At 71.6% G+C, this 23546-nt stretch carries 21 protein-coding genes and 1 riboswitch; of the genes, 12 read left to right on the top strand and 9 right to left on the bottom strand.

Going from position 1 to position 23546, the window contains the following annotated elements:
* Positions 1 to 105: 105 nt before the first annotated feature.
* Positions 106 to 759, bottom strand: a complete 654-nt coding sequence (locus VIM26_RS16075; RefSeq protein ID WP_331952955.1) for a hypothetical protein — start codon at positions 757 to 759, stop codon at positions 106 to 108.
* 246 nt (positions 760 to 1005) lie between these two features.
* Between VIM26_RS16075 and VIM26_RS16070 the strand changes: the two genes are divergently transcribed.
* Positions 1006 to 2265 carry an MFS transporter gene (locus tag VIM26_RS16070; RefSeq protein ID WP_331952953.1) on the top strand — a complete coding sequence of 420 codons (1260 nt, stop codon included), beginning with the start codon at positions 1006 to 1008 and terminating at the stop codon, positions 2263 to 2265.
* Between the two features lie 3 nt (positions 2266 to 2268).
* Here VIM26_RS16070 and VIM26_RS16065 read toward each other — a convergent pair whose 3' ends face one another.
* From VIM26_RS16065 to VIM26_RS16045, 5 genes are all read right to left on the bottom strand, one after another.
* Entirely contained in the window at positions 2269 to 3135 is an 867-nt protein-coding gene (locus VIM26_RS16065) for an ABC transporter permease subunit (protein ID WP_331952951.1), read from the bottom strand.
* Positions 3132 to 4085, bottom strand: a complete 954-nt coding sequence (locus VIM26_RS16060) for an ABC transporter ATP-binding protein (protein WP_331952949.1) — start codon at positions 4083 to 4085, stop codon at positions 3132 to 3134. Before VIM26_RS16060 ends, VIM26_RS16065 begins: the two co-directional genes overlap by 4 nt.
* 102 nt (positions 4086 to 4187) lie before the next feature.
* Entirely contained in the window at positions 4188 to 4862 is a 675-nt protein-coding gene (locus tag VIM26_RS16055) for a response regulator transcription factor (protein WP_331952947.1), read from the bottom strand.
* The gene (locus VIM26_RS16050; RefSeq protein WP_331952945.1) at positions 4859 to 6175 is read right to left on the bottom strand and encodes a sensor histidine kinase; all 1317 of its coding nucleotides are present in this window, start codon (positions 6173 to 6175) and stop codon (positions 4859 to 4861) included. Before VIM26_RS16050 ends, VIM26_RS16055 begins: the two co-directional genes overlap by 4 nt.
* Positions 6176 to 6180: 5 nt before the next feature.
* Positions 6181 to 6831 (bottom strand): hypothetical protein, encoded by a 651-nt coding sequence (locus tag VIM26_RS16045; protein ID WP_331952943.1) that lies wholly within the window; start codon positions 6829 to 6831, stop codon positions 6181 to 6183.
* Positions 6832 to 6920: 89 nt separating this feature from the next.
* Between VIM26_RS16045 and VIM26_RS16040 the strand changes: the two genes are divergently transcribed.
* The 4 genes from VIM26_RS16040 to VIM26_RS16025 all read left to right on the top strand — a co-directional run bounded on the left by VIM26_RS16040 (position 6921) and on the right by VIM26_RS16025 (position 8723).
* The gene (locus tag VIM26_RS16040) at positions 6921 to 7115 is read left to right on the top strand and encodes a hypothetical protein (protein ID WP_331952941.1); all 195 of its coding nucleotides are present in this window, start codon (positions 6921 to 6923) and stop codon (positions 7113 to 7115) included.
* Positions 7116 to 7229: 114 nt separating this feature from the next.
* A riboswitch (SAM riboswitch) is annotated at positions 7230 to 7343 on the top strand.
* Positions 7344 to 7378: 35 nt separating this feature from the next.
* Positions 7379 to 7912, top strand: coding sequence for a thioredoxin family protein (locus VIM26_RS16035; RefSeq protein WP_331952939.1), 534 nt, complete (start codon positions 7379 to 7381; stop codon positions 7910 to 7912).
* Complete coding sequence (locus tag VIM26_RS16030) at positions 7905 to 8381, top strand: DUF4395 domain-containing protein (protein WP_331952937.1); 477 nt, start codon at positions 7905 to 7907, stop codon at positions 8379 to 8381. Before VIM26_RS16035 ends, VIM26_RS16030 begins: the two co-directional genes overlap by 8 nt.
* A gap of 123 nt (positions 8382 to 8504) precedes the next feature.
* Positions 8505 to 8723, top strand: coding sequence for a hypothetical protein (locus tag VIM26_RS16025; protein WP_331952935.1), 219 nt, complete (start codon positions 8505 to 8507; stop codon positions 8721 to 8723).
* Between the two features lie 48 nt (positions 8724 to 8771).
* Here VIM26_RS16025 and VIM26_RS16020 read toward each other — a convergent pair whose 3' ends face one another.
* On the bottom strand, positions 8772 to 9587 hold the full coding sequence (locus VIM26_RS16020) for a serine hydrolase domain-containing protein (protein ID WP_331952933.1): 816 nt from the start codon (positions 9585 to 9587) through the stop codon (positions 8772 to 8774).
* A gap of 123 nt (positions 9588 to 9710) precedes the next feature.
* Here VIM26_RS16020 and glgX (VIM26_RS16015) point away from each other — a divergent pair, with 123 nt between their 5' ends.
* Complete coding sequence (gene glgX, locus VIM26_RS16015; protein WP_331952931.1) at positions 9711 to 11828, top strand: glycogen debranching protein GlgX; 2118 nt, start codon at positions 9711 to 9713, stop codon at positions 11826 to 11828.
* Positions 11829 to 12431: 603 nt separating this feature from the next.
* Here the strand turns inward: glgX (VIM26_RS16015) and VIM26_RS16010 are convergent.
* Positions 12432 to 12896, bottom strand: a complete 465-nt coding sequence (locus VIM26_RS16010; protein WP_331952929.1) for an SRPBCC family protein — start codon at positions 12894 to 12896, stop codon at positions 12432 to 12434.
* Between the two features lie 107 nt (positions 12897 to 13003).
* On the opposite strand from VIM26_RS16010, the gene VIM26_RS16005 reads away from it, so the two are divergent.
* From VIM26_RS16005 to VIM26_RS15995, 3 genes are all read left to right on the top strand, one after another.
* Entirely contained in the window at positions 13004 to 13420 is a 417-nt protein-coding gene (locus tag VIM26_RS16005; protein ID WP_331952927.1) for a hypothetical protein, read from the top strand.
* 185 nt (positions 13421 to 13605) lie between these two features.
* Positions 13606 to 13863 (top strand): hypothetical protein, encoded by a 258-nt coding sequence (locus VIM26_RS16000; protein ID WP_331952925.1) that lies wholly within the window; start codon positions 13606 to 13608, stop codon positions 13861 to 13863.
* Between the two features lie 62 nt (positions 13864 to 13925).
* Positions 13926 to 15998 (top strand): thioredoxin domain-containing protein, encoded by a 2073-nt coding sequence (locus VIM26_RS15995; RefSeq protein ID WP_331952923.1) that lies wholly within the window; start codon positions 13926 to 13928, stop codon positions 15996 to 15998.
* A gap of 185 nt (positions 15999 to 16183) precedes the next feature.
* Here VIM26_RS15995 and VIM26_RS15990 read toward each other — a convergent pair whose 3' ends face one another.
* Positions 16184 to 16591 carry a Fur family transcriptional regulator gene (locus VIM26_RS15990; RefSeq protein ID WP_331952921.1) on the bottom strand — a complete coding sequence of 136 codons (408 nt, stop codon included), beginning with the start codon at positions 16589 to 16591 and terminating at the stop codon, positions 16184 to 16186.
* A gap of 128 nt (positions 16592 to 16719) precedes the next feature.
* On the opposite strand from VIM26_RS15990, the gene glgX (VIM26_RS15985) reads away from it, so the two are divergent.
* Genes glgX (VIM26_RS15985) through treZ form a run of 3 tightly spaced genes read left to right on the top strand, consistent with a single transcriptional unit; the run spans position 16720 to position 23437 of the window.
* Positions 16720 to 19083, top strand: coding sequence for a glycogen debranching protein GlgX (gene glgX, locus VIM26_RS15985; protein WP_331952919.1), 2364 nt, complete (start codon positions 16720 to 16722; stop codon positions 19081 to 19083).
* The gene (treY, locus tag VIM26_RS15980) at positions 19080 to 21611 is read left to right on the top strand and encodes a malto-oligosyltrehalose synthase (protein WP_331952917.1); all 2532 of its coding nucleotides are present in this window, start codon (positions 19080 to 19082) and stop codon (positions 21609 to 21611) included. The genes glgX (VIM26_RS15985) and treY overlap by 4 nt, the downstream gene beginning before the upstream one ends.
* Positions 21611 to 23437 (top strand): malto-oligosyltrehalose trehalohydrolase, encoded by a 1827-nt coding sequence (gene treZ, locus VIM26_RS15975; protein WP_331952915.1) that lies wholly within the window; start codon positions 21611 to 21613, stop codon positions 23435 to 23437. The genes treY and treZ overlap by 1 nt, the downstream gene beginning before the upstream one ends.
* Positions 23438 to 23546 lie beyond the last annotated feature (109 nt).

Genomic DNA, 23546 nt, shown 5'->3' with positions numbered 1-23546 from the left:
GAAGTCAAGCCCCAAACCGAACATCTCCCCAGGTCAACGCACCCAAATGACCCACCGAACGCTCAGCCGGGACCACTCACGATCCAGCTAGCCAGGAAGGTCCCGCTAGCTGCCGAGGCCCGCCTTGTCCACCATGCGGTGGAAACGCATGCCCGCCAGGCCGCCGAGGACCGCGGCGATCAGGCTCACGACGACGACGGCGACCAGTGCGATGATCCCGCCGGTCGTCAGGTCCCCCTCCTTGACGGGGATGCGCGGGAAGCTGTTCAGCTGTGCCAGGACGTCGTACTGCTTGCCCGCGACGGAGGCCAGCACGGCGACCACGACGGAGATGACCACGGCCCACAGCCACACCGCGACGCCCTGCCGCATGCCGTTGAACCGGGCCATCCGGGCGGCGACGTAGCCGCCGCAGTAGTACGCCACGAACAGGATGACGAGCAGGATGATCCCGCCCGCGATGCCGATCGTCTGCGGGTCGGCGGTGACCTTGTCGGCGGCTTCCTTGGCATCGAGGTGCGTGGCGATGCTGAACGCGGCACCCGCGCCGGCCGCCAGCGCTGTGAGCAGCACGGCGATGGCTGTGGCGACCAGCCAGCCGAAGAAGGCCGACCCCACCTTCACACCGCCGTGCGCCTCCCTCTCGCGACCCACGACGCTCTGCCGATCGAGGGCCGGGCCGTCGTCCTCGGCAGCCCAGGGCGGGGTCGGCGCGTCCTCGTCCGGCGCCGGCTTGGGCTGGTCTTCGTTGATGGTCATGGCTTGATTGTCCCTCAACCGGTCAAATGTAGGTAAATGCGAGGCCCACCGGCGCCGAGAACCCGTCTCGGCCGTGCCCTGCTCAGTCGATCGTCGCCCCGTCGTCGCCTCGTCCTGCGCCGCGGTGGCCGCGACGCTGGTCGCCCGGGCGTCTCGAGCTCGCGTCCGTGGCCGCCCCGTCCGGCGCCCTGGTCGCGGGCAACGGCGAGCCTTGGCAGGCGCAGAGCGCCTCGCTACGATTTCCCTATGAATCAACTGGCTCGGCGGATTCAGCGAACGTACTTGATACTCATTCTTGGCAATACGCTCGCCGCTTCGTTCATCTGGGGAATCAATACCCTTTTCCTGCTCGACGCCGGGCTCACGAACTTCGAAGCCTTCGCCGCGAACGCCTTCTTCACGGCGGGTATGGTGATATTCGAGATCCCGACCGGGGTCGTCGCCGACGGCTGGGGACGGCGGACCTCGTATCTCCTGGGAACCGTCACCCTGTCGGGCTCGACCTTCTTGTACTACCTCCTGTGGCGGGTGCACGGCCCGTTCTGGGCCTGGGCCGTGGTGTCGATCCTGCTGGGGCTCGGCTTCACATTTTTCTCTGGTGCGGTCGAGGCCTGGCTGGTGGACGCCCTGCACTTCGCCGAGTACGAGGGCGAGCTCGAGGCCGTGTTCGGCCGGGCGCAGATCGTCGGCGGAGCCGCCATGCTCACCGGTTCGGTCGCCGGCGGGTACATCGCGCAGGTCACGTCGCTCGGCGTGCCGTTCCTGCTGCGGACCGGCGTGCTGGTGCTGATGTTCGTCGTCGCCTCGGTCCTGATGAAGGACCTCGGATTCACCCCGGCCGCCCGGCAGAAGCCGCTCGCGGCCACCAAGGCCATCCTGGTCGCCTCGCTCGACTACGGCCTGCGGAATCGGCCGGTCCGCTGGCTGATGCTCAGCGCCCCGTTCGTCTCGGGCGTCGGGTTCTATGCGTTCTACGCCATGCAGCCCTATTTGCTCGAGCTGTACGGAAACAGCAAGGCCTACGGGGTGGCGGGTCTGGCCGCCGCCATCATTGCCGGTTCGCAGATGCTCGGCGGGGTCTTCGCCACGAGGATCCGGAACCTCTTCCGGCGCCGGACCTCCGCGCTGATCCTCGGGACCTTTCTGGGTGCCGCCTTCCTCGCCCTGCTGGGCGTGGCCAGCACCTTCCTCATCGCCCTGCTGCTGCTGATCCTCTGGGGACTCATCTTCGCGGCGGTCACGCCCATCCGGCAGGCGTACCTGAACGACCTGATCCCCTCGGGTCAGCGGGCCACCGTCCTGTCGTTCGACTCGCTCATGGGCAGCACCGGTGGCGTGGTCGTCCAGCCGGTCCTCGGCCACACCGCGGACCTCTGGGGCTACGGCGGGTCGTACCTCCTCGGGGCAGCGGTCCAGGCGCTGGCCATCCCGTTCCTGTTCCGCAGCCGGGCCGAGAAGGCCGACGCCGATACGCGCACGACCTCCTCGACCCCAGCGCCGGTCTGAGGCTCAGGCGTCGCGGCGCTTGAGGAGGACTGCTGCGGCGCCTAGCAGGACCACCAGCCAGGCGGCCAGGACGGCTGCGCCGGTGCCGGCGGAGAGCATGCCGTCGGGCGGGACCAGCGAGGTGAACGACGATCCGGCGTTCGAGGGCAGGTAGGGCAGCACGTGGGGCTCCCAGCTGTCCGGCAACAGCAGCCCGAGCAGGTTCGGCGCGAGGAGCAGCAGCACGAACAGCGCGCCGATGGCGCCCGCCGCGTGCCGGAGCAGGGCGCCGAGCGCGAGGCCGAGCAGGCCGATGGCCGCGAGGTACACCCCCGTGCCGAGGACCTCCCGGAGCACGCCGTCGTCGGACAGCGCCGCGTTCGCGCCGGCACCGAGGATCGACTGGCCGAGGAAGAACGCGCCGAACGCGGCGGGCACGGCGACCACCAGGCCCACCACCCCGATGACGACGACCTTGCCCCACAGCACCGGCAGCCGGCGCGGGACGGCGGCCAGCGTCGCCCGGATCATTCCGCTGGAGTACTCCCCGGACACCGCGAGCACGCCGAGGATCCCCACGATGATCTGGGCCAGCTGCGCACCCGCCAGGCTGAGGCTGGTCGGGTCGAGCCCGGCCATCCCCGGATCGCCGCCCGGCCGCGCGGACTGGACGTCGCCGGACGCCACCGCGGCGGCCAGGGCGCCGAAGCCGATGATGACCGCGAGCGCGGCCAGGATGGTGATCCAGGACGAGCGCAGGCTCGCGAACTTGACCCACTCGGAGAGCACGACCCGCGGTGTGGTCACCCGCAGGTGTGCGGTCTCGGCCCGGTTCCGCAGGCCCACGTGGGGCGCGGCGGTCCGGGCGTCGTTGGAGACGATGGTCGTCATCGCTGGCTCGCTTCTACGTTGTGGCGGGTGGCATCTCGGGTCGGGTCGCTCGGACCGAACTCGACCGAGTCGCGGGTCAGGCGCATGAAGGCCTCCTCGAGGGAGACCTCGGTGGGGATCAGGGCGTGGATCGGCAGGCCGGCCGCGAGCGCCCGGTCGCCGATCGTGGCGGCGTCGAGCCCGGTGACCCGGAGCTCACCGAGCTCCGCGCCCGACTCGACAGTCACGCCGTCGTCGAGCAGGATGCGGGCGAGCTCGCTCGCGCGGGGCGAACGGACCGCGACCACGACGCCGGACGCAGCGCGCTGCATCTCGCTCACCGAGGTGTCGGCGATGAGCTGCCCGCGGCCGACGACGACCAGGTGCTCGGCGACCAGGGCGATCTCGGAGATCAGGTGGGAGGACACGAACACGGTCCGCCCCTCGTCCGCGAGGGCCTTGAGCAGGTTGCGGATCCACACGATCCCCTCCGGGTCGAGCCCGTTGACCGGCTCGTCGAGGATGACGACCTCGGGGTCCCCGAGCAGTGCCGCCGCGATCCCGAGCCGCTGGCCCATGCCGAGGGAGAACGCTCCCGCGGGCTTGCGGCCCACGGTCGACAGGCCCACGAGGTCGAGCACCTCGGTGATGCGCCGGCGCGGGATCCCGGTCGTGGTCGCCAGCGACAGCAGGTGGTTGTGGGCGGACCGGCCGGGGTGGATGGCGCGGGCCTCCAGGAGCGCGCCGACCTGGTGCAGCGGGGCGACATGCTCGACGTAGGGCCGCCCGTTGACGGTGACCGAGCCGGCATCGGGGCGGTCCAGGCCCACGATCATCCGCATCGTCGTCGACTTTCCCGCGCCGTTCGGGCCCAGGAACCCGGTCACGACGCCGGGATTGACGGCGAAGCTCAGGTCGTTCACGGCGGTCTTCTTGCCGTACCGCTTCGTCACGTGCTCAACAATGATCATCGATTCCTCGCTGCCGGGCGCTGGGTTCTGCTCCTGGGATGAACCCTGCCCGCAGCGGGCGCGACGGGAGTCGCCCGCGTGCGGTGTCTTGCTCCGGCGCCGCTACCGCGCGCGCAGTAGCCCGGTCTCATACGCGATGACGACGAGCTGCGCCCGGTCGTGCGCGTCGAGCTTCATCATGGCGCGGTTGACGTGGGTCTTGACGGTGTGCGGGGAGATGACCAGGCCGGTCGCGATGTCGTCGTTCGAGCGCCCCTCGCCGACCAGCGTGAGCACCTCCCGCTCCCGCTCGGTGAGCGCGTCGAGCGAGGCCACCGGCCGCTCGGGGCCCCGGCCGTGCGCGGCCGGGGGCTCGCCGAGAAAGCGTTCGATCAGGGTGCGGGTCGCGAGCGGGGAGAGCAGCGAGTCGCCGCGGGCGATGACGCGGATGGCCTCGACGACGGCCTCCGGCTCGGCGCCCTTGCCCAGGAAGCCGCTCGCACCCGCGCGCAGCGCGGCCACCACGTGCTCGTCGGTCTCGAACGTGGTCAGCACGAGCACGCGTACCCCGGCGAGCAGGGGGTCGGCGCAGATCTGGGCGGTCGCCTCGATGCCGTCCAGGTCGGGCATCCGGATGTCCATCAGGACGACATCGACCGGCCGCTCGCGGACCTGCCGCACCGTCGCCCTGCCCGACGAAGCCTCGCCGACCACCAGCAGGTCGTCCTCGAGCTCGAGGATGCCGCGCAGGCCGGCGCGGATGAGCGGCTGGTCGTCGGCGATCAGCACCCGGATCACGACGGAGCTCCGTGCGGGCCGCAAGCGGGGCGCCGGGACCCGGAGTCGGTGCCGGGCACCGCTGCCGCGACCGCCGTCGGCCGGTACGGGATGACGGCGACCAGGCGGAAGGTCCCGCCCTCCTGCGCGGCGGTCAGGCTCCCACCGCACGCGGCGGCGCGCTCGCGCATGCCGATCAGCCCGTGCCCGACGGGCGCCGGATCGCGGGCCGGATCGCCGGCAGGATGTTCGGCCGGATGTTCCCGGACGGCGTTGCTGACGCGGATGGTGAGCGCGCCCGCTGCGTGCTCCACGTCCAGCTCGGCCTGCCCGACGCCGTGCTTCGAGGCGTTCGTGAGCGACTCCTGCACGATCCGGAACGCCGCCAGGTCGCACGCCCGGTCCATCTCGCCGGGCCGCCCGGTCGCGCGCGTGCGAACCACCAGGCCGGCCTCCGCGAAGGTCACCAGCAGGGTGTCCAGCCGGTCGAGCCCGGGCGCGGGCTCGGTCCCGGTTTCTCGGTCGCCGTCGCCGTCGCCCGTCGAGCGCAGGACGTGCAGCACGGCTCCGAGCTCGTCGAGCACGGTCCGGGCGGCCTCCTGGACATGCCCGAGCGACGCGTCCACCGTGGCCGCGTCGCGGCCGACGGCCCGGCGCGCAAGGCCCGCGTGGATGTTGATCACCGCGATGTGGTGCGCGACGACGTCGTGCAGCTCGCGCGCGATCCGCACCCGCTCCTCGACGACCCTGGTGCGCGCCTCCTGCTCGCGGGTCTCGTCCGCGCGCCGGATCCGTTCGGCGAGCTCGGTGACGTAGGCCCGCTGGGCGCGCGCCGCGATCCCGATAGCGAACGCGAGCGCCGTCCAGACCACCACGATCAGAGTGCGTGCCTCGGAGATCGGCCCGGTGGCGTTCGTCCGGGCCACCGCGAAGAGCACGAGCGCGCTGACGACCGCGGCGACCGCGGCGACGCGACGCGGTCGGTGGATCGCCACGGAGAACACCGCGATCTGGCTCGCGACCATCATCGACGGGGTCGCCCCGTCGACCACGAGGGCTGCCGTGACCCCCAGCAGCGTCACGGCGAGCACCGGCAGGGGCCAGCGCGCGCGGAAGAGCAGCGCCCCGCCGACGACGGCCGCGAGCGCGAGGGTGCCGAGCGCCGGTCCCGCCGGGATGTGCTCGTGCCAGATGGCGCCGAGCGCGAGGGCCAGCACGCAGGCGCCGACGGCGACGTCGACCACCCGGCGAGCCCGACGGCGCGCGACCTGGTGGTCGAGCCACGGGTGCACCCCGAGCGGATCGACGTCGGCGGCGCTCGCCGGGTTCCACACGCCGGCTACCCCGTTCCCGATCCGACGGTGTCGAGGTCGAACTGGAGGTCGAGCGCCCCGAGCGGCTCGACACCGTCCGTGCTCGGTTCCGAGGTCGCGACCCCGAGCCACCGGGTCCAGCGCCGCCCCCAGGTCCGGCGCTCGACGAAACCTGCGGCCTGCGCCGCTGCGCGCTCGGGATCGGAGTCGGCCAGCACCATCACCGGGCCGGGCGCCGGATCGGGCTGTGCGGCGGTCCACGCCAGCGCAGCCAGGAGCAACGCGGGATCACCGGTCCGGTGCGCCGAGGCCTGCGAGATCTCGAGCAGCAGCCAGCTCGGCTCGCCGAGCCGGAGCTCGCAGAGCAGTGCCCGGCCCAGCAGCGCCTCGGCTCCACCCGGCGCCGACCCGCCGAGCTGGGAGGCGATGTTGCGCAGCACGGCCGGCGGCGGCGGCAGCTGCCCGGCCGGGATGGCCGTCACGGCCCCCACGATCGACCCGTCGTCGAGCTGCTCGACCCACAGCGCGCCATACTCGAACGCGACGTGCGTCAGGAGCAACCGTGCGGTCCGCGTCAGCACCTCCGGCTCCACACCGGGCGGCTGTTGTCCCTCCCGGGTGATCCGCGCGATCGCCGGGACATCCGCAAGACCCGCGATGCGGATGGAGTTCACCATGACACCAGTCTCCCCCGCCGCCCGACACCCCGTCGTCGCCCGTCAGTGGGAAGCGACGTACCGCGCCTGCAGTACGGCACGATGAGTTCGTGCAAAAGACACTCGCCCTCGCGCTCGGAACGGTCCTCGTCCTCATGGGTGTCGTGTTCACACTGCAGGGTCTCGGCTACCTCGCCGGGAGCGCGATGACCGGGGTGACGACCTGGGCGATCGTCGGGCCGATCCTCGTCGTCGTCGGCCTGGTGCTCCTCGTACGGGCCGGACGGCGGCGCCCGCCCGGCTGACCGGACGCAGCGTCGTCAGGCGGCTGCGGGCCACCCGGGCACCCCTCGTCCAGCATTCGAGAAGTTCTGTCCGAACGTTGGCCAACCGGCGCGGGCTGACGGATGCTCGGTGCAGGTCATGAGCGCCAGCGCACAGCCCCGGCTTGCTGGCCGGCAACCCTTCGTCCGCGACGGGGTGCCCCGGGTGACGACCTGGTCCGGGTCGGTCGACCCGGGCAAGCGCGGGGTGCACCAAGGCCCCATGGGATTGTCGGAGGACCGTCGTGGCTGCACCGCTCGACCTCGCGGGATCCGGGCTGGTCACGCTCGCGCCCGCCGCCGGGCCCGGGCTCGCCGTGCGCGCGTGCCTGGTCGTCGCCCTGCTGGTGGCCGCGAGCGCGGTCTGGTGGGTGGCTCGCCGCCGCGCCGCCCGGTTCCGGTCGCTGCCGAGCGGGCTGGCCGGCGCCGCGGGCCTGACCAGCGCGGACCTGGGCCACGAACTGGGTGCGCGGGCGACGTTCGTGCAGTTCTCCGCCGCGACGTGCAGCACGTGTCCGCAGGTCAGCCGGGCACTGACCGAGCTGGCGGCCGGTGAGCCCGGGGTCGTGCACGTCAACCTGGCGTCCGAGGACCACATGGACCTCGTGCGGCGCTTCTCCGTCTACCGCACGCCGACCGTGCTGGTCGTCGACGCGGTCGGCACCGTCCGGTCCCGCACCTCCGGCCCGCTCACACCCGCTCGGGCCGTCGCCGCGCTGCGGCACGTCACGCACGGCCCGCCCAAGATCGCGGATTCCCCCAGGAGCATCGATGTCTGACTCGCCGAGCACGCACCTGCCGTCCACCCCGCGCGGGACGCCGTCGGGCATCGACCCGCGCGGCCCGAGGTTCGGGGCGGGCGTGACCGCGACCCTGCTGGTCCTGGTGCTGCTGCTCGGCGGCGGAACCGCGGCCACCGCGCTGCTCGCGGTGGTGGCGCTGCTGTTCGCGCTCGGGGTGGCCCGCGGCGTCGCGGGCACCGTGCAGGGCCTCGCCTACCGGACCTGGATCCGCCCGCGCCTCGGGCCGCCGACCGAGCTCGAGGACCCGCGTCCCCCGCGGTTCGCCCAGCTGGTCGGTCTGATCGTCGTTGGCGTCGGGCTGATCCTGGCCGCCGCCGGGGTTCCGTTCGCGGTGCCGATCAGCGCCGCGGTGGCACTGGTGGCCGCGTTCCTCAACGCGGCCTTCGGGCTGTGCCTCGGCTGCGAGATGTACCTGCTGCTCCAGCGTTGGAGGCCGCAGCACTGAGCCGGATCCTGGGCACCTCACCTCCCCAGGCCGACGGCGGCGATATCCTCGCCCACGTGGGCCCGCACAGGCGCGGCGCCCGCTGTGCTCATCAGCGTCGTCACCAACCCGGGGGAACTCACCATGTCGATCTTTGACTCAACGCCTGCGCAGGAGTCCAACGCCGCACCCGGCGCGCTCCGGGTGGTCATGTTCGTGTTCTGCCTCGCCCTGTTCATCGGCGGGTTCTACCTGATGTCGGTCGCGTTCGAGCACGCGTCCGGGATCCTGTTCGGGGCCGCCATGCTGCTGTGCGGGCTGGCGTACATCATCCCGACCACGCTGATGTCGAACCTGGACTGAGCCGCGCCGGGGCTGACCGGCCCGGCCGCCGGTCAGCCGAGCGGGTCGTCAGCCGCGCAGCTCGGCGAGCACCGCGTCGGTGAACGGCGGCCAGGCGTCCACGGCCCAGGCCCCGAAGTCGCGGTCGGTGAGCACGACGCACGCGACACCAGCGGCAGGATCGACCCACGCGAACGTCCCGGCCTGCCCGAAGTGCCCGTAGGTCCGCGGCGAGCTCGTGCCACCGGTCCAGTGCGGCTGCTTCCCGTCGCGGATCTCGAAGCCCAGCCCCCAGTCGTTCGGGTTCTGCCGGCCGAATCCGGGCAGCACCCCCGCGAGCCCGGGGTAGACGACGTCCGTGGCCGCCGCGAGCGTGCTCGGGTCGAGCAGCGCGGGATCCTGGAGCTCGGCGACGAACTTCGCGAGGTCACGGGCGCTCGACGTCGCTCCGGCGGCCGGCGATCCCCCGACGGTCGTCGCGTCCATCCCCAGCGGGTCGAGCAGCCCCTCGCGCACGTACGCGGCGAACGGGATGCCCGACCGCTGCGCGACGGCCTCGGCCAGCACCTCGAAGCCGGCGTTGGAGTAGATCCGCCGGTCCCCGGGGGCGGCCCGGACCGTGCGGGCGGAGAAGTCGAGACCCGAGGCGTGCGCCAGCAGGTGACGGACCGTCGCGCCCGGCGGGCCGGCGGCGTCGTCCAGTCCGAGCACGCCCTCCTCGATCGCGATCAGCGTCGCGTACGCCGTGAGCAGCTTCGTCACCGAGGCGAGCGGGTAGCTGCGCTCGAGGTCACCGTGCGAGGAGAGGACCTCGCCGCCGGCCGCGACGACGGCCGCGGATGCGTTCGGGACGGGCCACTGGCTGATCGCACTCACGGCAGGCATGCCGACGACGATAGGCGACGGAGTCCACCCGGCGTTTCACCCTGTATGAGCCGGTTCGACCCCGGCCCCGAGGCTAAAGTCGGGAAAAGTTGGCCGTTCTCGTTCTTTAGGGGGCAACGAGCGATGCGTGTGTGGCCTGGACGCCCCTTCCCCCTCGGGGCAACGTTCGACGAAACCGGCACGAACTTCGCGCTGTTCTCCGAGGTCGCCGACCGGGTCGAGCTCTGCCTCATCGCCGACGACGGCGCGGAGACCCGGATCGACGTGCGCAAGGTCGACGCGTTCGTCTGGCACTGCTATGTCCCCGGGGTGTCCCCCGGTCAGCGTTACGGCTACCGCGTGCACGGCCCGTACGACCCCTCGCGCGGCCACCGATGCAACCCCAGCAAGCTGCTTCTCGACCCCTACGCGAAGGCGATCGTCGGACAGATCGACAACGACCCTTCGCTCTTCTCCTACCGGTTCGATGACCCCACCGCGCGCAACGACGACGACTCGGCGGGGCACACCATGAACTCGGTGGTGATCGACCCGTTCTTCGACTGGGGTGAGGACCGCCCGCCCAAGCACGAGTACCACGCGAGCGTGCTGTACGAGGCGCACGTCAGGGGGATGACGATCCGGCACCCGGAGATCCCCGAGCCGATCCGCGGCACGTACACCGCCATGGCGCACCCGGCGATCATCGAGCACCTCCGGGACCTCGGGGTGACCGCCGTCGAGCTCATGCCGGTGCACCAGTTCGTGAACGACCCGATCCTGGTCGCCCGAGGGTTGTCGAACTACTGGGGCTACAACACGATCGGATTCTTCGCCCCGCACAGCACCTACGCCGCATCTGTGCTGCCCGGGCAGCAGGTGCAGGAGTTCAAGGTGATGGTCAAGGCCCTGCACGAGGCCGACATCGAGGTCATCCTCGACGTCACCTACAACCACACGGCCGAGGGTGACCACCTCGGTCCGACGCTCTCGCTGCGCGGCATCGACAACGCGGCCTACTACCGCCTGGTGCCGAGCGACAAGTCGCACTACTTCGACACGACCGGCACCGGGAACTCGCTGCTCATGCGGCACTCCCACGCGCTGCAGCTGATCATGGACTCGCTGCGCTACTGGGTCGAGGAGATGCACGTTGACGGGTTCCGGTTCGACCTGGCCTCGACCCTGGCCCGGCAATTCCACGAGGTCGACCGCCTCTCGGCGTTCTTCCACATCGTGCAGCAGGACCCGGTGATCAGCCGGGTCAAGCTCATCGCGGAGCCATGGGATCTCGGCGACGGCGGCTACCAGGTCGGCGGATTCCCCCCGCTGTGGAGCGAGTGGAACGGCCGGTACCGCGATGCGGTCCGCGACTTCTGGCGCGGGGAGCCGTCCACGCTCGGGGAGTTCGCGAGCCGCGTGACCGGGTCCTCCGATCTCTATCAGCACGCCGGCCGCAAACCGATCGCGTCGATCAACTTCGTGACGGCGCACGACGGCTTCACGCTGGCGGACCTGGTCGCCTACGAGAACAAGCGCAACCAGGCGAACGGCGAGAACGGCCGCGACGGTGAGCGGGACAACCGGTCGTGCAACTCGGGGGTCGAAGGCCCCACGGACGACCCGGCGGTCCTCGAGCTGCGGGCCCGCCAGCAGCGCAACTTCCTCACCACCCTGCTGCTCTCCCAGGGCGTGCCCATGCTTGCGCACGGCGACGAGCTCGGCCGCACCCAGCACGGCAACAACAACGTCTACGCCCAGGACAACGAGGAGTCGTGGGTGGACTGGGACCTCGACGAGGAGCGGGCGTCACTGCTCGACTTCACCCGCCGCCTCGTCCACCTGCGGCGAGCGCACCCGGTGCTCCGGCGTCAGGCGTACTTCTCCCCGCACGACGACGCCGCGTCCGAGTCCCATCTGCCGGACATCGCCTGGTTCACCCCGTCGGGCGAGACCATGCGGCGCGAGCGTTGGCAGGTGGACCACGCACAGGCGGTCACGGTGTTTCTCAACGGCGAGGCCATCGACGACCTGGACCCGTGGGGCGAACGGATCGACGACGACTCGTTCGTGATCATGTTCAACGCGAGCGACCAGGCGACCACCTTCAGGGTTCCAGCCGCGACCTACGGCGCGAAATGGACGTGTGTGCTGGACACGGACAGCAACCTCGAGAACGGCGAGCGGGTCGCGGCTGCCGCGCGGTTGAGGATCTCCGGACGGAGCACGGTGGTACTGACCCGGCCGAGGTTCACGGCGTAGGGGCTGGGCGACCTGACGTCGGCATCCGGCACGGCTCGAGGTGGCGGGCGAGCTCAGGGCTCGGCGAGTTCGCCGATTCGCGGCGAGTTCGCCGGTCGACGTGGGCGGCGGGCTCCGCAGCGGCGACGACCGAGCCGCGAAACGCGAGTTGTTGCGATGCGGATCGCCCTTGGCGACGACACAGTCGTCCGTACGGGATCGTCCCGCGACCGATGGTCTCCCGAAGGGGTGACCCGACATGACGAGCACCAGCGCCCCGCAGTACCCTCCCGGGTTCGAGCCGCATCCGCGGGGCCGGCGATGCACGGCCAGGTCGCCTCCCAAAGCTCCACGACGCCGGTTCCCACGGCCCCGCTCGCGGGCCAGGGCACCCCCGCACCGGCGACCGTGGTAGGACTCGGTACCGGCGGCGAGGACGACGGCGTCGGGGACGTTCTGCCCTGGCGAGGCGCACGGCGCACGGTCAGTCAGATCAACGGCTACGCGCACGCTCGACGGGGCGGACGTTTCCGCGGGAACGTTTGATCCCAAACCTTGAGACGAAAACGTTCAGGCTTCGACCGTTCGACACGGGTGCCGGCGGATCGCTTCGATCGGGTCGCGTCACGCGGATTCCGCGGCTCGTTTGATCGCGGCGAGGGTCACGGGGATGCCGTCGCGAGCCGCCCTGGTGCGCTCGGAGATCTGTTCGGGAGCATCTGCGCCGTACTTCTCCGCGAACAGAGCAAGGCCCGCGGGCAGGAACTCCCACGATTCGGTGACTCTCGTGCCCTCGCCGAGGGCGGTGAAGGTGTACCCCCACCGCACGTACGAACCCCCGACGACGAACGCGAACTCGCGCCCCCGGTCCGCGGCGACCACCTCGGACCGGGTTTCCCACGTCCGGGCGGGCAGCACGTTGCGTCCGGTGAACCAGTCACCCACCCGCGCGGAGCTCCCCTCGTCCCACCAGCAGGCCTTGCAGATCGGGCTCCACTCTCCGGTGCGGGTCACGTCCGCGACCATGTCGTAGAGGTCGTCCGCTCCGCTGGCGACGACGATCGAGTCTGCGTAGTTCAGGTTGCTCATGCGCGCAGTCTCCCAGGCCAGCAGCGGCCGTCCGCCGCCCTTTCGCGGAGCGAGGCACAGCCGTACGGTGTGTACATCGTGTACACGTCCACCCGAGGGAAGTTCCCGTGACCGCCGTCCATTTCGACTCCACGAGCGCCGCCAGGTCCAACTTCAAGGCACTCCTCGATGCGGCTCGCGAGGGTCGGACCGCGTCGTTGCGCCGAGACGACGAGCGGGTCGCGGTCGTCGACGTCGCCAGGCTCGTGCGCGCCCTGACCCGGAAGGCACCGCCCGAGGCGGTTCTGGTAGCGGAGGCCGGGGGGTGGTCGGCGTTCCTTCCTGGATTTCCGGTCAGCGGGTCCGGCGCCTCGTTCGACGAGGCGGTAGGCGACCTCGTCGTGGCGATGCGCGAGTACACGGAGGACTGGAACGACCATCTGCGCCTCGCTCCGAATCACGCAGACAACTGGGCACTCGTGCAGCTCGTCGACCTGAGCAGCGATGACGAGCTCCGACGCTGGGTGATCGGCAAGGATCGGTGAAACGCCCCCCACCAACGCGCGATGACCACGAGAAGTTCTGCCGGATCGAAGGTTGGGTCGAGGTCCGAGGCGCGACCGGGCAACCGACTCGTCATCACGCAACGTACGAGTTGTCGAATCCCGACGGGACACAGCTACGGACTCGAGTCTCACGCCCGATCGATGCGAGCACCTACGGTGCGTCGATGTGGTCGCGCATCCTGCGCGATCAGCTGCACGTCACTGCAGAGGAGTTCTGGGCCTGTGTGACCGCCGGGGTACTCCCTCGCCGGAACGCCCTGCCCACCGGCGACCCCGCCAAAGAACTGCCGGCGGCACTCATCGAATTGCTGATCCGTCACGTGGGAGTGCCCGAAGACGAGATCAGGGGCCTGACCCGCGATCAAGCGCTTGCACGCCTGAACGAGTTCTGGTCCTCCCCACCGCGGCCAGGTCCCGAGTAGCCGCACGCGCCTGTGAATCGCGCCGCAATCGCCCCGCCCCCGCACATGATGAACTGGGCCGCATGCCCAACCGCCTCGCTGCCGCCACGAGCCCGTACCTGCTCCAGCACGCGGACAACCCGGTCGACTGGCGCGAGTGGGCGCCCGAGGCGTTCGACGAGGCCCGCCGGCGCGACGTCCCGGTCCTGATCTCGGTCGGCTACGCGGCCTGCCACTGGTGCCACGTGATGGCGCACGAGTCGTTCGAGGACCCCGCGACGGCGTCGTTCATGAACACGCATTTCGTCAACGTGAAGGTCGACCGCGAGGAGCGGCCCGACGTCGACGCGGTGTACATGGCCGCGACGCAGGCGATGACGGGATCCGGCGGCTGGCCGATGACGGTCTTCGCGACGCCCGACGGCGAGCCGTTCTACTGCGGTACGTACTTCCCGCCGCAGCCTGTCGGCTCGATGGCGTCGTTCCGGCAGGTGCTCGCGGCGATCACGACCGCCTGGCACGACCAGCGCGAGGAGCTCGAAACCACTGCCACCGAGCTGCGCCGGGTGCTCGGTGAGCGCTCGGTAGCCACGCTCCCGGGCGACTTCCCACCCCCTGCCGAGCTCGATGCGCACCTGCTCGCCGCCCTCGCCGGGATCACCCGGGACTTCGATGCGGCGCGTGGCGGGTTCGGGCGCGCACCGAAGTTCCCGCCGTCCATGGTCCTGGAGTGGCTGCTGCGCCACCACGCGCGCACCGGCGACGCGTCCGCGCTGGCGATGGCCGAGCGCACCCTGGAGGCGATGGCCCGTGGCGGGATCTTCGACCAGCTCGGCGGGGGTTTTGCGCGCTACTCGGTCGACGAGCGGTGGGAGGTGCCGCACTTCGAGAAGATGCTCTACGACAACGCGCTCCTGCTGCGCGTCTACACGCACTGGTGGCGCGCGACCGGTTCCCCGCTCGCCCGCCGGGTGGCCGAGCAGACCGCTTCCTGGATGCTCCGCGACCTGCGCACGCCCGAGGGCGGCTTCGCGTCCTCCCTCGACGCGGACAGCGAGGGCCACGAGGGGACCTACTACGTCTGGACGCCGGCCCAGCTCGCGGACGTCCTCGGGCCCGACGACGGCGCCTGGGCCGCGGACCTGCTGCGCGTGGGCGATCCGGGCACCTTCGAGCGCGGCACGTCCGTGCTCGCGCTGCCGGTCGATCCCGGGCCCGACGACGTGCCGCGGTTCGAGTCCGTCCGGGACCGGCTCCGCGCGGCGCGCGACCTGCGGGTCCTGCCCGCCCGGGACGACAAGATCGTCGCCGCGTGGAACGGGCTCGCGATCGCCGCGCTCGCCGAGGCAGGCGCGCTGCTGGACCGGCCCGAGTGGGTCGCTGCCGCGAGCACCGCGGCCGAGCTGCTCGTGGACCTGCACCTGTCGCCCGACGGCGCGCGCCTGGTCCGCACCTCGCGCGCAGGGGTCGCCGGGAGCTCGGCGGGGGTGCTGGAGGACTACGCCGACGTCGCCGAGGGCCTGCTCACGCTCGGTGCCGTCACGGCCGACCACCGGTGGACCGCCTGCGCGGGCGGGCTCCTCGCCACCGTCCTCGCCCGCTTCACCGGCGACGACGGCGCCCTGGTGGACACCGCGGAGGACCAGACCGACGCGGTGCTGGACCGGATCTGGCGCCCGCGGGACCCCACCGACGGGCCGACCCCGTCCGGGCCGGCCGCCGCAGCCGGCGCCCTGGTGACCTACGGGGCGCTGACCGGGTCGCTCGAGCACCGGGCCGCCGCCGAACGGGTTCTCATCGAGATCCTGAGCATCGCCAGGCGGTACCCGCGAGCCGCGGGGTGGGGGCTCGCGGTCGCCGAGGCGGTCGCGGACGGGCCGCGCGAGGTCGCCGTCGTCGGCCCGGCGTCCGACGACGCGACGCGGGCGTTGCGAGGTGCGGCGCTGCGGGGCACCGCGCCGGGCGTCGTCGTCGCAATCGGCGACCCGGCGCAGCGCACAGGCGCGGGAACTGCCGCGCCGATACCCGCACTGCTGCTCGACCGGCCGCTGATCGGCGGCCGGCCCGCCGCGTACGTGTGCCGCGGTTTCGTGTGCGGCCTGCCGACGACCGACCCCCTCGAGCTCGCGCGGAGCCTGGGCGCCCGGCCCGCGTGAGGTCGTTCCCGAGTCAGGGCCGAACCAGGATGAACTAGGCATAGACCTGGCATGAACGAGGTCTGAACCGGGCCGGGGCCGGAAAATCTCAGCGGGTGGACAACGTCCGAAATCCCCCGGTGACCAGCACCACAGTCCCGCGCTCCTCGTGTCCGGACCGTTTCCGGCCCAGCAGTGGCGAGGGCTCAGCCGCGCTGGGCGTCCGCTCGAGCGCGGCACGAGGCGCAGGTGCCGAACAGCTCGATCGTGTGCTCGATATCGGCGAACCCGTGCTCGGAACCGACCTTGGTGGCCCATGACTCGACGCTCGGACCGTCGATCTCGACGGTCGTGCCGCACGAGCGACACACCAGGTGGTGATGGTGCGCGCGCCGGTCGCACCGGCGGTACAGCGCCTCGCCGTCGCCGGACCGCAGCACGTCGACGTCGCCGCTCTCGCTGAGGGCCTGCATCGCGCGGTAGACCGTCGCGAGGCCGACGTTCGACCCCTTCTCGCTCAGCAGCTCGTGCAGCTGCTGCGCACTGCGAAACTCCTCGACGTGCTCGAGAAGCTCCACGATCGCGGTGCGCTGACGCGTGTTCCGCTGCTGCAACGCAGGTCTCCCGCTTCCTTGTTCTGTGGGTTCTCGGCGTACCCACACCGGGTGGTCATGCTAGCTCCAGACACGCGTCGGGCGGCATTGCGGCAAAAGTCCTCTCACCCACCTGGCACCCTGTACCCATGCAGATCTGGCCCGGACACCCCTACCCGCTCGGCGCGACCTTCGACGGAGCAGGCACGAACTTCGCCTTGTTCTCCGAGGCCGCCGACCGTGTCGAGCTCTGCCTCATCGCCGACGACGGGAAAGAAACCCTCGTCGAGCTGACCGAGGTCGACGCCTTTGTGTGGCACTGCTACCTCCCCGAGCTCTCCCCCGGACAGCGCTACGGCTACCGCGTGCACGGCCCGTACGACCTGGCACGCGGGAACCGCTGCAACCCCAACAAGCTCCTGCTCGACCCGTACGCGAAGGCGATCGACGGGCAGATCGACGGTGACGAGGCGCTGTTCTCCTACCGGTTCAACGCCCCTGACGAGCGCAACGACGACGACTCCGCGGGCCACACGATGACCTCCGTCGTGATCAACCCGTTCTTCGACTGGGGCTACGACCGGCCGCCCAAGCACGAGTACCACGAGAGCGTGCTGTACGAGGCGCACGTCAAGGGCATGAGCATGCGGCACCCGGACGTGCCGGAGCGGATCCGGGGCACCTACGCCGGGATGTCGCACCCCGCGATCATCGATCACCTCACCGCCCTGGGCGTGACCGCGGTCGAGCTCATGCCCGTGCACCAGTTCGTGAACGACCCGCACCTCGTGGAGAAAGACCTCTCGAACTACTGGGGCTACAACACGATCGGGTTCTTCGCGCCGCACAACGACTATGCGGCCTCCCAGCTGCCCGGTCAGCAGGTGCAGGAGTTCAAGGCGATGGTCAAGGCCCTGCACGAGGCCGACATCGAGGTCATTCTCGACGTCGTCTACAACCACACCGCCGAGGGCAACCACCTCGGCCCGACAATCTCCATGCGTGGCATCGACAACGCGGCGTACTACCGGCTCGTGGACAAGGACCAGGCGCACTACTTCGACACGACCGGCACCGGGAACTCGCTGCTCATGCGGCACCCGCACGTGCTGCAGCTGATCATGGACTCGCTGCGCTACTGGGTCCAGGAGATGCACGTGGACGGGTTCCGGTTCGACCTGGCCTCGACCCTGGCCCGCCAGTTCCACGAGGTCGACCGCCTCTCGGCGTTCTTCGACATCATTCAGCAGGACCCGGTGATCAGCCAGGTCAAGCTCATCGCGGAGCCGTGGGACCTCGGCGACGGCGGCTACCAGGTCGGCGGATTCCCCCCGCTGTGGAGCGAGTGGAACGGCCGCTACCGCGACACGGTCCGCGACTTCTGGCGCGGGGAGCCGTCCACGCTCGGGGAGTTCGCGAGCCGCGTGACGGGCTCGTCCGATCTGTACGAGCAGACCGGCCGCAAGCCCATCGCGTCGGTGAACTTCGTCACCGCCCACGACGGGTTCACCCTCGCCGACCTGGTCTCCTACCAGGAGAAGCACAACGAGGCGAACGGCGAGGGCAGCCACGACGGCGAGAGCCACAACCGGTCCTGGAACGGCGGCGTCGAGGGCCCGACGAAGGACCAGGCGATCCTCGCGGTCCGGGCCCGCCAGCAGCGCAACTTCCTCACCACCCTGCTGCTCTCCCAGGGCGTCCCGATGCTCGCGCACGGCGACGAGCTCGGGCGCACCCAGCAGGGCAACAACAACGTCTACGCCCAGGACAACGAGCTCTCCTGGCTGGACTGGGACCTCGACGAACGGCGCGAGGCGCTGCTCGACTTCACCCAGCGCGTCGTCCACCTGCGCCGCGACCATCCCGTGCTGCGCCGGCGCCGGTTCTTCGAGGGGAAGGCCGAGGAGTCCAGCGACTCCGACCTGCGCGACATCGCGTGGTTCAACCCGTCGGGCGAGACGATGCGTCGCGAGGGCTGGCAGGTCACCCACGCGCGCGCCGTGATGGCCTTCCTGAACGGTGAGGCGATCAACGAGCCGGACCTGCGCGGCGAGCCGATCGAGGACGACAGCTTCCTGATCATCTTCAACGCGAGCGACCAGGACATCGACTTCACGATGCCCGCGGCGAAGTACGGGCTGGAATGGACCTGCGTGCTGGACACCGACCACAACCTGGACAACGAGCAGACGGTCGCCGCGGCGGCCGTGATCAACGTCTCCGAGCGCAGCACCGTGGTGCTCACCCGGCCCGTCGGCGCGAAGGTCGCGCTCCCCGCGGTCCCGGTCGCGGTCGCGGAGCAGGTGGCCGCCCCGGAGCCGCCCACGGTCGACTACGAGCCGACCTACCCCGGCGGGGTCGCCCCCGGCAAGGGGCGCGCCCGCAAGTCCGCGAGCAAGACCGGCTCCGCGACCACCGCCGCCGCCGCCGACGCCGCACCCGCCGCCGTCAAACCCCCGGTGAAGAAGTCCGCCTCGCGCGCGAAGCGCCCCGGCACGTCCGGCGCGCTATGAGTGACACGCCGGAGGCGACCCCGGCCGGCTCCGCCCGGCGCCGGCCGGCACCGGGCCGTCCCGTGCCGGTCTCGACGTACCGCCTCCAGCTCGGCGCCGACCTCACCCTGGACGACGCCGTCGAGCGCGTCGCCTATGTCGCCGACCTCGGCGCCACGCACCTGTACCTCTCCCCCGTGCTGCGCGCGGCACCGGGCTCGACGCACGGCTACGACGTCGTCGACCACAACGAGATCGCGCCGGTGCTCGGTGGGCGCGACGCGCTCGACCGCCTCGCGATCGCGGCCCGGGCGCATGGGCTGGGCCTGATCCTCGACATCGTCCCCAACCACATGGCCGTGCCGACCCCGGCGTGGCACAACCGCGCGCTCTGGTCGGTCCTGGAGCACGGACCCGACTCCGAGTACGCCGACTGGTTCGACGTCGACTGGTCCGCCGGTGAGGGCGCGCTGCTCATGCCCGTGCTGGGCGACCGGATCGGCGCGGTCCTCGCCGCGGGCGAGCTCGTCCTGGACCGGATGGTCATCCCGGGGCAGGAGATCGGCGGCGAGATCGACGTGCTGCGCTACCACGAGCACGTCTTCCCGGTCCGCACGGGAACCGCGTCGCTGCCGCTCGGTGAGCTCGTGGACCGCCAGCACTACCGCCTCGCGTACTGGCGGGTCGCCGACGAGGAGCTGAACTACCGCCGCTTCTTCGACGTCGGGACGCTCGCGGCGATCCGCGTCGAGGAACCCGAAGTCTTCGACGCGACCCACGCGCTCGTCCTCGAGCTGCTCGAGGACGGCACCCTCGACGGGCTCCGGATCGACCACCCGGACGGCCTCGCGGACCCGGGCGGCTACCTCTCGCGCCTTGCGGAGAAGACCGACGGCTCCTGGGTCGCGGTCGAGAAGATCCTCGCCGGCGAGGAGGAGCTCCCGCCCGACTGGGACACCGTCGGCACCACCGGCTACGAGGGTCTGTGGCGCCTGCAGGCCACGTTCGTGGACCCGGGCGGCGCGGCCACCCTCGGGTCCGTGATGCACCGCCTGTCGGGAGACAGCCCGACCGACCTGCCCAAGATCATCGACGCCGCCAAGCGGGAGATCGTCGACGGCGCGCTGTACGCCGAGGTGCACCGGCTCACCGACCTCGCCGCCAGCATCTGCCGGGACGACCTGCGGCTGCGCGACCACACGTGGCGCGCGCTCGAGGACTGCCTGATCGAGCTGCTCGTGGCGTTCGACCGGTACCGCGCCTACGTCGTGCCGGGCGAGACCGTGCACCCGGTCAGCGTGGACGCGCTGCTCGAGGCGGCGCAGATCGCCCGCTCGAGGCTCGGTCCGGAGCGCTCCGCGACCATGGACGTGCTGGTGGACATCCTGCTGGGACGCGAGGCCGGCAGCGCCGGGCGCACCCGCGGGGCCCGCCGCGACGAGCTCGTCGTGCGGTTCCAGCAGACCTGCGGCGCGGTCATGGCCAAGGGGGTCGAGGACACCGCGTTCTACCGCTGGACCCACGACGTCGGAATGTGCGAGGTCGGCGGCGAGCCCGGCCGGTTCTCCTACCGGCTCGAGGAGCTGCACGCCTGGGCCGCCCGAGCCCAGCGCCAGACCCCGCTCGGGATGACCACGCTCTCCACCCACGACACCAAGCGCGGCGAGGACACCCGGGCCCGCCTCGGTGTGCTGACCGAACTCTCGGTGGAGTGGTCCGCGATGGTCGACGACCTGCGGGCCGCCACGGCCGGCTACCGCACCGCGCTGCTCGACGGCCGTACCGAGAACCTGCTCTGGCAGACCCTCGCGGGGACCTGGTCCGAGGACGGTCCGATCACCCCGGAGCGGCTGACGGACTACCTCATCAAGGCGGCCCGCGAGGCCAAGACTCGCACGAGCTGGACCGCCGTGGACGAGACGTACGAGACGGCGCTGATCGAGGTCGCGACGCGCGTCCTGGCCGACGAGCGGGTCGCGTCGCTCTACGAGGACTGGGTCACGCGGACCCGGGTCGGGGTCCGGGCCGCGACGCTGGGCGTCAAGCTGGTCCAGCTCACGCTGCCGGGCGTCGCCGACGTCTACCAGGGCACCGAGGTGCCCACGCTCACGCTGGTGGACCCGGACAACCGCCGCCCGGTCGACCACACGACCCTCGCCGCGCGGCTCGCCCGCCTGGACTCCGGCGCGGCCCCGCGCGACCTCGCGGACGAGAAGCTGCTGGTCACGTCGCGTGCGCTGCGGCTGCGCCGGGACCTGCCCGACGCGTTCGTCGGGGCGCACGCGGGCTATGTCCCGCTCGCGACCTCGACCGGGCACGCCTTCGCGTTCGCGCGCACCGTGGAGGGCGCCCCGCAGGTCGTCACCCTGGCGACCCGGCTCGCCATCGGGCTGGACCGGCTGCGTGGCTGGGCCGGTCACACCATCGCGCTGCCCGAGGGAGAGTGGATCGACGTGCTGTCCGAGCGCACCGTGACCGGGGGCGTGCAACCGATCGCCCCCCTGCTGGAGCGTCTTCCGGTGGCCCTGCTCGTGCGAGCGGGCCTCTGATGGCCGAGCTGCGCCCGTCCGTGTGGGCACCGCGCGCCACGAGCGTCGCCCTCGACCTGCCCGGAACGGGTGGGGCCCCGGTCCCGCTCGAGCCCGCCCCCGGCTCGTGGTGGCGCCTGCCCGACGACGCCCCGGGCCTGGTCAGCGGCACCGACTACGCCTTCGTGCTGGACGACAACCCGGCCCGGCCCGACCCGCGCTCGGCGTGGCAGCCGGCGGGCGTGCACGGCGCCAGCCGGGTCTTCGACACCGACCACTTCGCGTGGTCGGATGCCGGCTGGGCGGGCCGGGACGTGCGGGACACGGTGGCCTACGAGCTGCACATCGGCACGTTCACGCAGGCCGGCACGCTCGACGCCGCCGTCGGGCGCCTGGAGCACCTGGTCGAGCTCGGCGTCGACATGATCGAGCTCATGCCCGTCGCGGCCTTCGAGGGTCAGCACGGGTGGGGCTACGACGGCGTCGGCATGTTCGCCGTGCACGAGCCGTACGGCGGTCCGGCCGCGCTGCAGCGGTTCGTCGACGCGGCGCACGCGCACGGCCTCGCGGTGTGCCTCGACGTCGTCTACAACCACCTCGGGCCGTCCGGGAACTACCTCGAGACGTTCGGGCGCTACTTCACCGACGCGCACCACACGCCGTGGGGGCGCGCGGTGAACCTCGATGACGACGGCAGCGCTGAGGTGCGGCGGTGGATCTGCGACAACGCGCTGCGCTGGCTGCGCGACTTCCACATCGACGCGCTGCGGCTCGACGCCGTGCACGCGCTCGTCGACGACTCACCCCGGCACCTCCTCGCCCAGCTCTCCGAGGAGGTCGCCGAGCTCGCGAAGGCGCTCGGGCGGCCGCTGTCGCTGATCGCCGAGTCCGACCGCAACGACCCGGCGACGGTCACCCCCGTCTCGTACGGTGGCCTCGGGATGACCGCTCAGTGGGCCGACGACGTCCACCATGCGATCCACGCGCTGATCAGCGGTGAGCGCCAGGGCTACTACGCGGACTTCGGCCCGCCCGCGGTGCTGGCGACGGCGCTGACCCGCGTCTTCGTGCCCGACGGCGGCTGGTCGGAGTTCCGGGGCATGCCGTGGGGCGGGCGCGTGCCGGCCGGCACGGACGGGCACCGGTTCGTCGTGTTCAGCTCGGACCACGACCAGGTCGGCAACCGCGCGCTCGGCGACCGGCCCTCCTCGCGGCTCGACGCCGGCGCGCTCGCCGTCACGGCGGCACTCGTGCTGACCACGCCGTACAGCCCGATGCTGTTCATGGGCGAGGAGTGGGGCGCGCGCACCCCGTGGCTCTACTTCACCGACTTCCAGGACCCGGACCTGGCCCTGGCCGTGCGCAACGGCCGGCGCGCCGAGTTCGCCACGCACGGCTGGGCCGAGCTCTACCCCGACCAGGCGACCGGCGGCGAGCTCGACGTGCCCGATCCCCAGGACCCGGCGACCGTCGAGGCGAGCCGGCTCGACTGGGACGAACCTGCCCGGCCCGGGCATGAGCGGCTGCTCGCCTGGTATCGCGAGCTCATCGCGCTGCGCCGGTCGGTCGACGACCTCGGTGCGGGCGACCGTTCGCGCACGTCCGTGCGCTGGGACGAGTCCGCGTCGTGGGACAACGCGGCGGACTCCTCCTGGATCGTCGTCCAGCGCGGAGACGTCCGCGTGGTCGCGAACCTGTCCGCCGGCGAGGAGCGCGTCCCGCTCGACCTGCCCGGCGACCTGATGGTGCTCGCCTCCTGGGCCCCAGCCCGCCTCGAGGCCAACTCGGTCATCGTGCCCCCCCGCTCCGTCGTCATCGTCGCCCCCGCGGCCCCAGCGGGCTCCTAGACCAACCACCCGCACCCACCCGCACCCACCCGCACCCACACGTCCCCCCTTTTCCCGTAACGTCCGAGCGTTGACGTCCTATAGGACGTCAACGCTCGGACGTTACGAG

Origin of the sequence: Pengzhenrongella sp. (genome assembly GCF_036565025.1) — a bacterium.
Classification (GTDB): Bacteria; Actinomycetota; Actinomycetes; order Actinomycetales; family Cellulomonadaceae; genus Pengzhenrongella.
Note: the sequence above shows the minus strand (reverse complement) of the source record. Positions and strands in the feature narration are given on the sequence as shown.

Coding starts and splice junctions, on each gene's coding strand:
- VIM26_RS16060 (WP_331952949.1), bottom strand. CDS start 4,085: ATGATCATTGTTGAGCACGTGACGAAGCGGTACGGCAAGAAGACCGCC.
- VIM26_RS16000 (WP_331952925.1), top strand. CDS start 13,606: ATGTGGTCGCGCATCCTGCGCGATCAGCTGCACGTCACTGCAGAGGAG.
- VIM26_RS16065 (WP_331952951.1), bottom strand. CDS start 3,135: ATGACGACCATCGTCTCCAACGACGCCCGGACCGCCGCGCCCCACGTG.
- VIM26_RS16030 (WP_331952937.1), top strand. CDS start 7,905: ATGTCTGACTCGCCGAGCACGCACCTGCCGTCCACCCCGCGCGGGACG.
- glgX (WP_331952931.1), top strand. CDS start 9,711: ATGCGTGTGTGGCCTGGACGCCCCTTCCCCCTCGGGGCAACGTTCGAC.
- VIM26_RS16075 (WP_331952955.1), bottom strand. CDS start 759: ATGACCATCAACGAAGACCAGCCCAAGCCGGCGCCGGACGAGGACGCG.
- VIM26_RS16010 (WP_331952929.1), bottom strand. CDS start 12,896: ATGAGCAACCTGAACTACGCAGACTCGATCGTCGTCGCCAGCGGAGCG.
- treY (WP_331952917.1), top strand. CDS start 19,080: ATGAGTGACACGCCGGAGGCGACCCCGGCCGGCTCCGCCCGGCGCCGG.
- VIM26_RS16070 (WP_331952953.1), top strand. CDS start 1,006: ATGAATCAACTGGCTCGGCGGATTCAGCGAACGTACTTGATACTCATT.
- VIM26_RS15995 (WP_331952923.1), top strand. CDS start 13,926: ATGCCCAACCGCCTCGCTGCCGCCACGAGCCCGTACCTGCTCCAGCAC.
- treZ (WP_331952915.1), top strand. CDS start 21,611: ATGGCCGAGCTGCGCCCGTCCGTGTGGGCACCGCGCGCCACGAGCGTC.
- VIM26_RS16025 (WP_331952935.1), top strand. CDS start 8,505: ATGTCGATCTTTGACTCAACGCCTGCGCAGGAGTCCAACGCCGCACCC.
- glgX (WP_331952919.1), top strand. CDS start 16,720: ATGCAGATCTGGCCCGGACACCCCTACCCGCTCGGCGCGACCTTCGAC.
- VIM26_RS16045 (WP_331952943.1), bottom strand. CDS start 6,831: ATGGTGAACTCCATCCGCATCGCGGGTCTTGCGGATGTCCCGGCGATC.
- VIM26_RS16020 (WP_331952933.1), bottom strand. CDS start 9,587: ATGCCTGCCGTGAGTGCGATCAGCCAGTGGCCCGTCCCGAACGCATCC.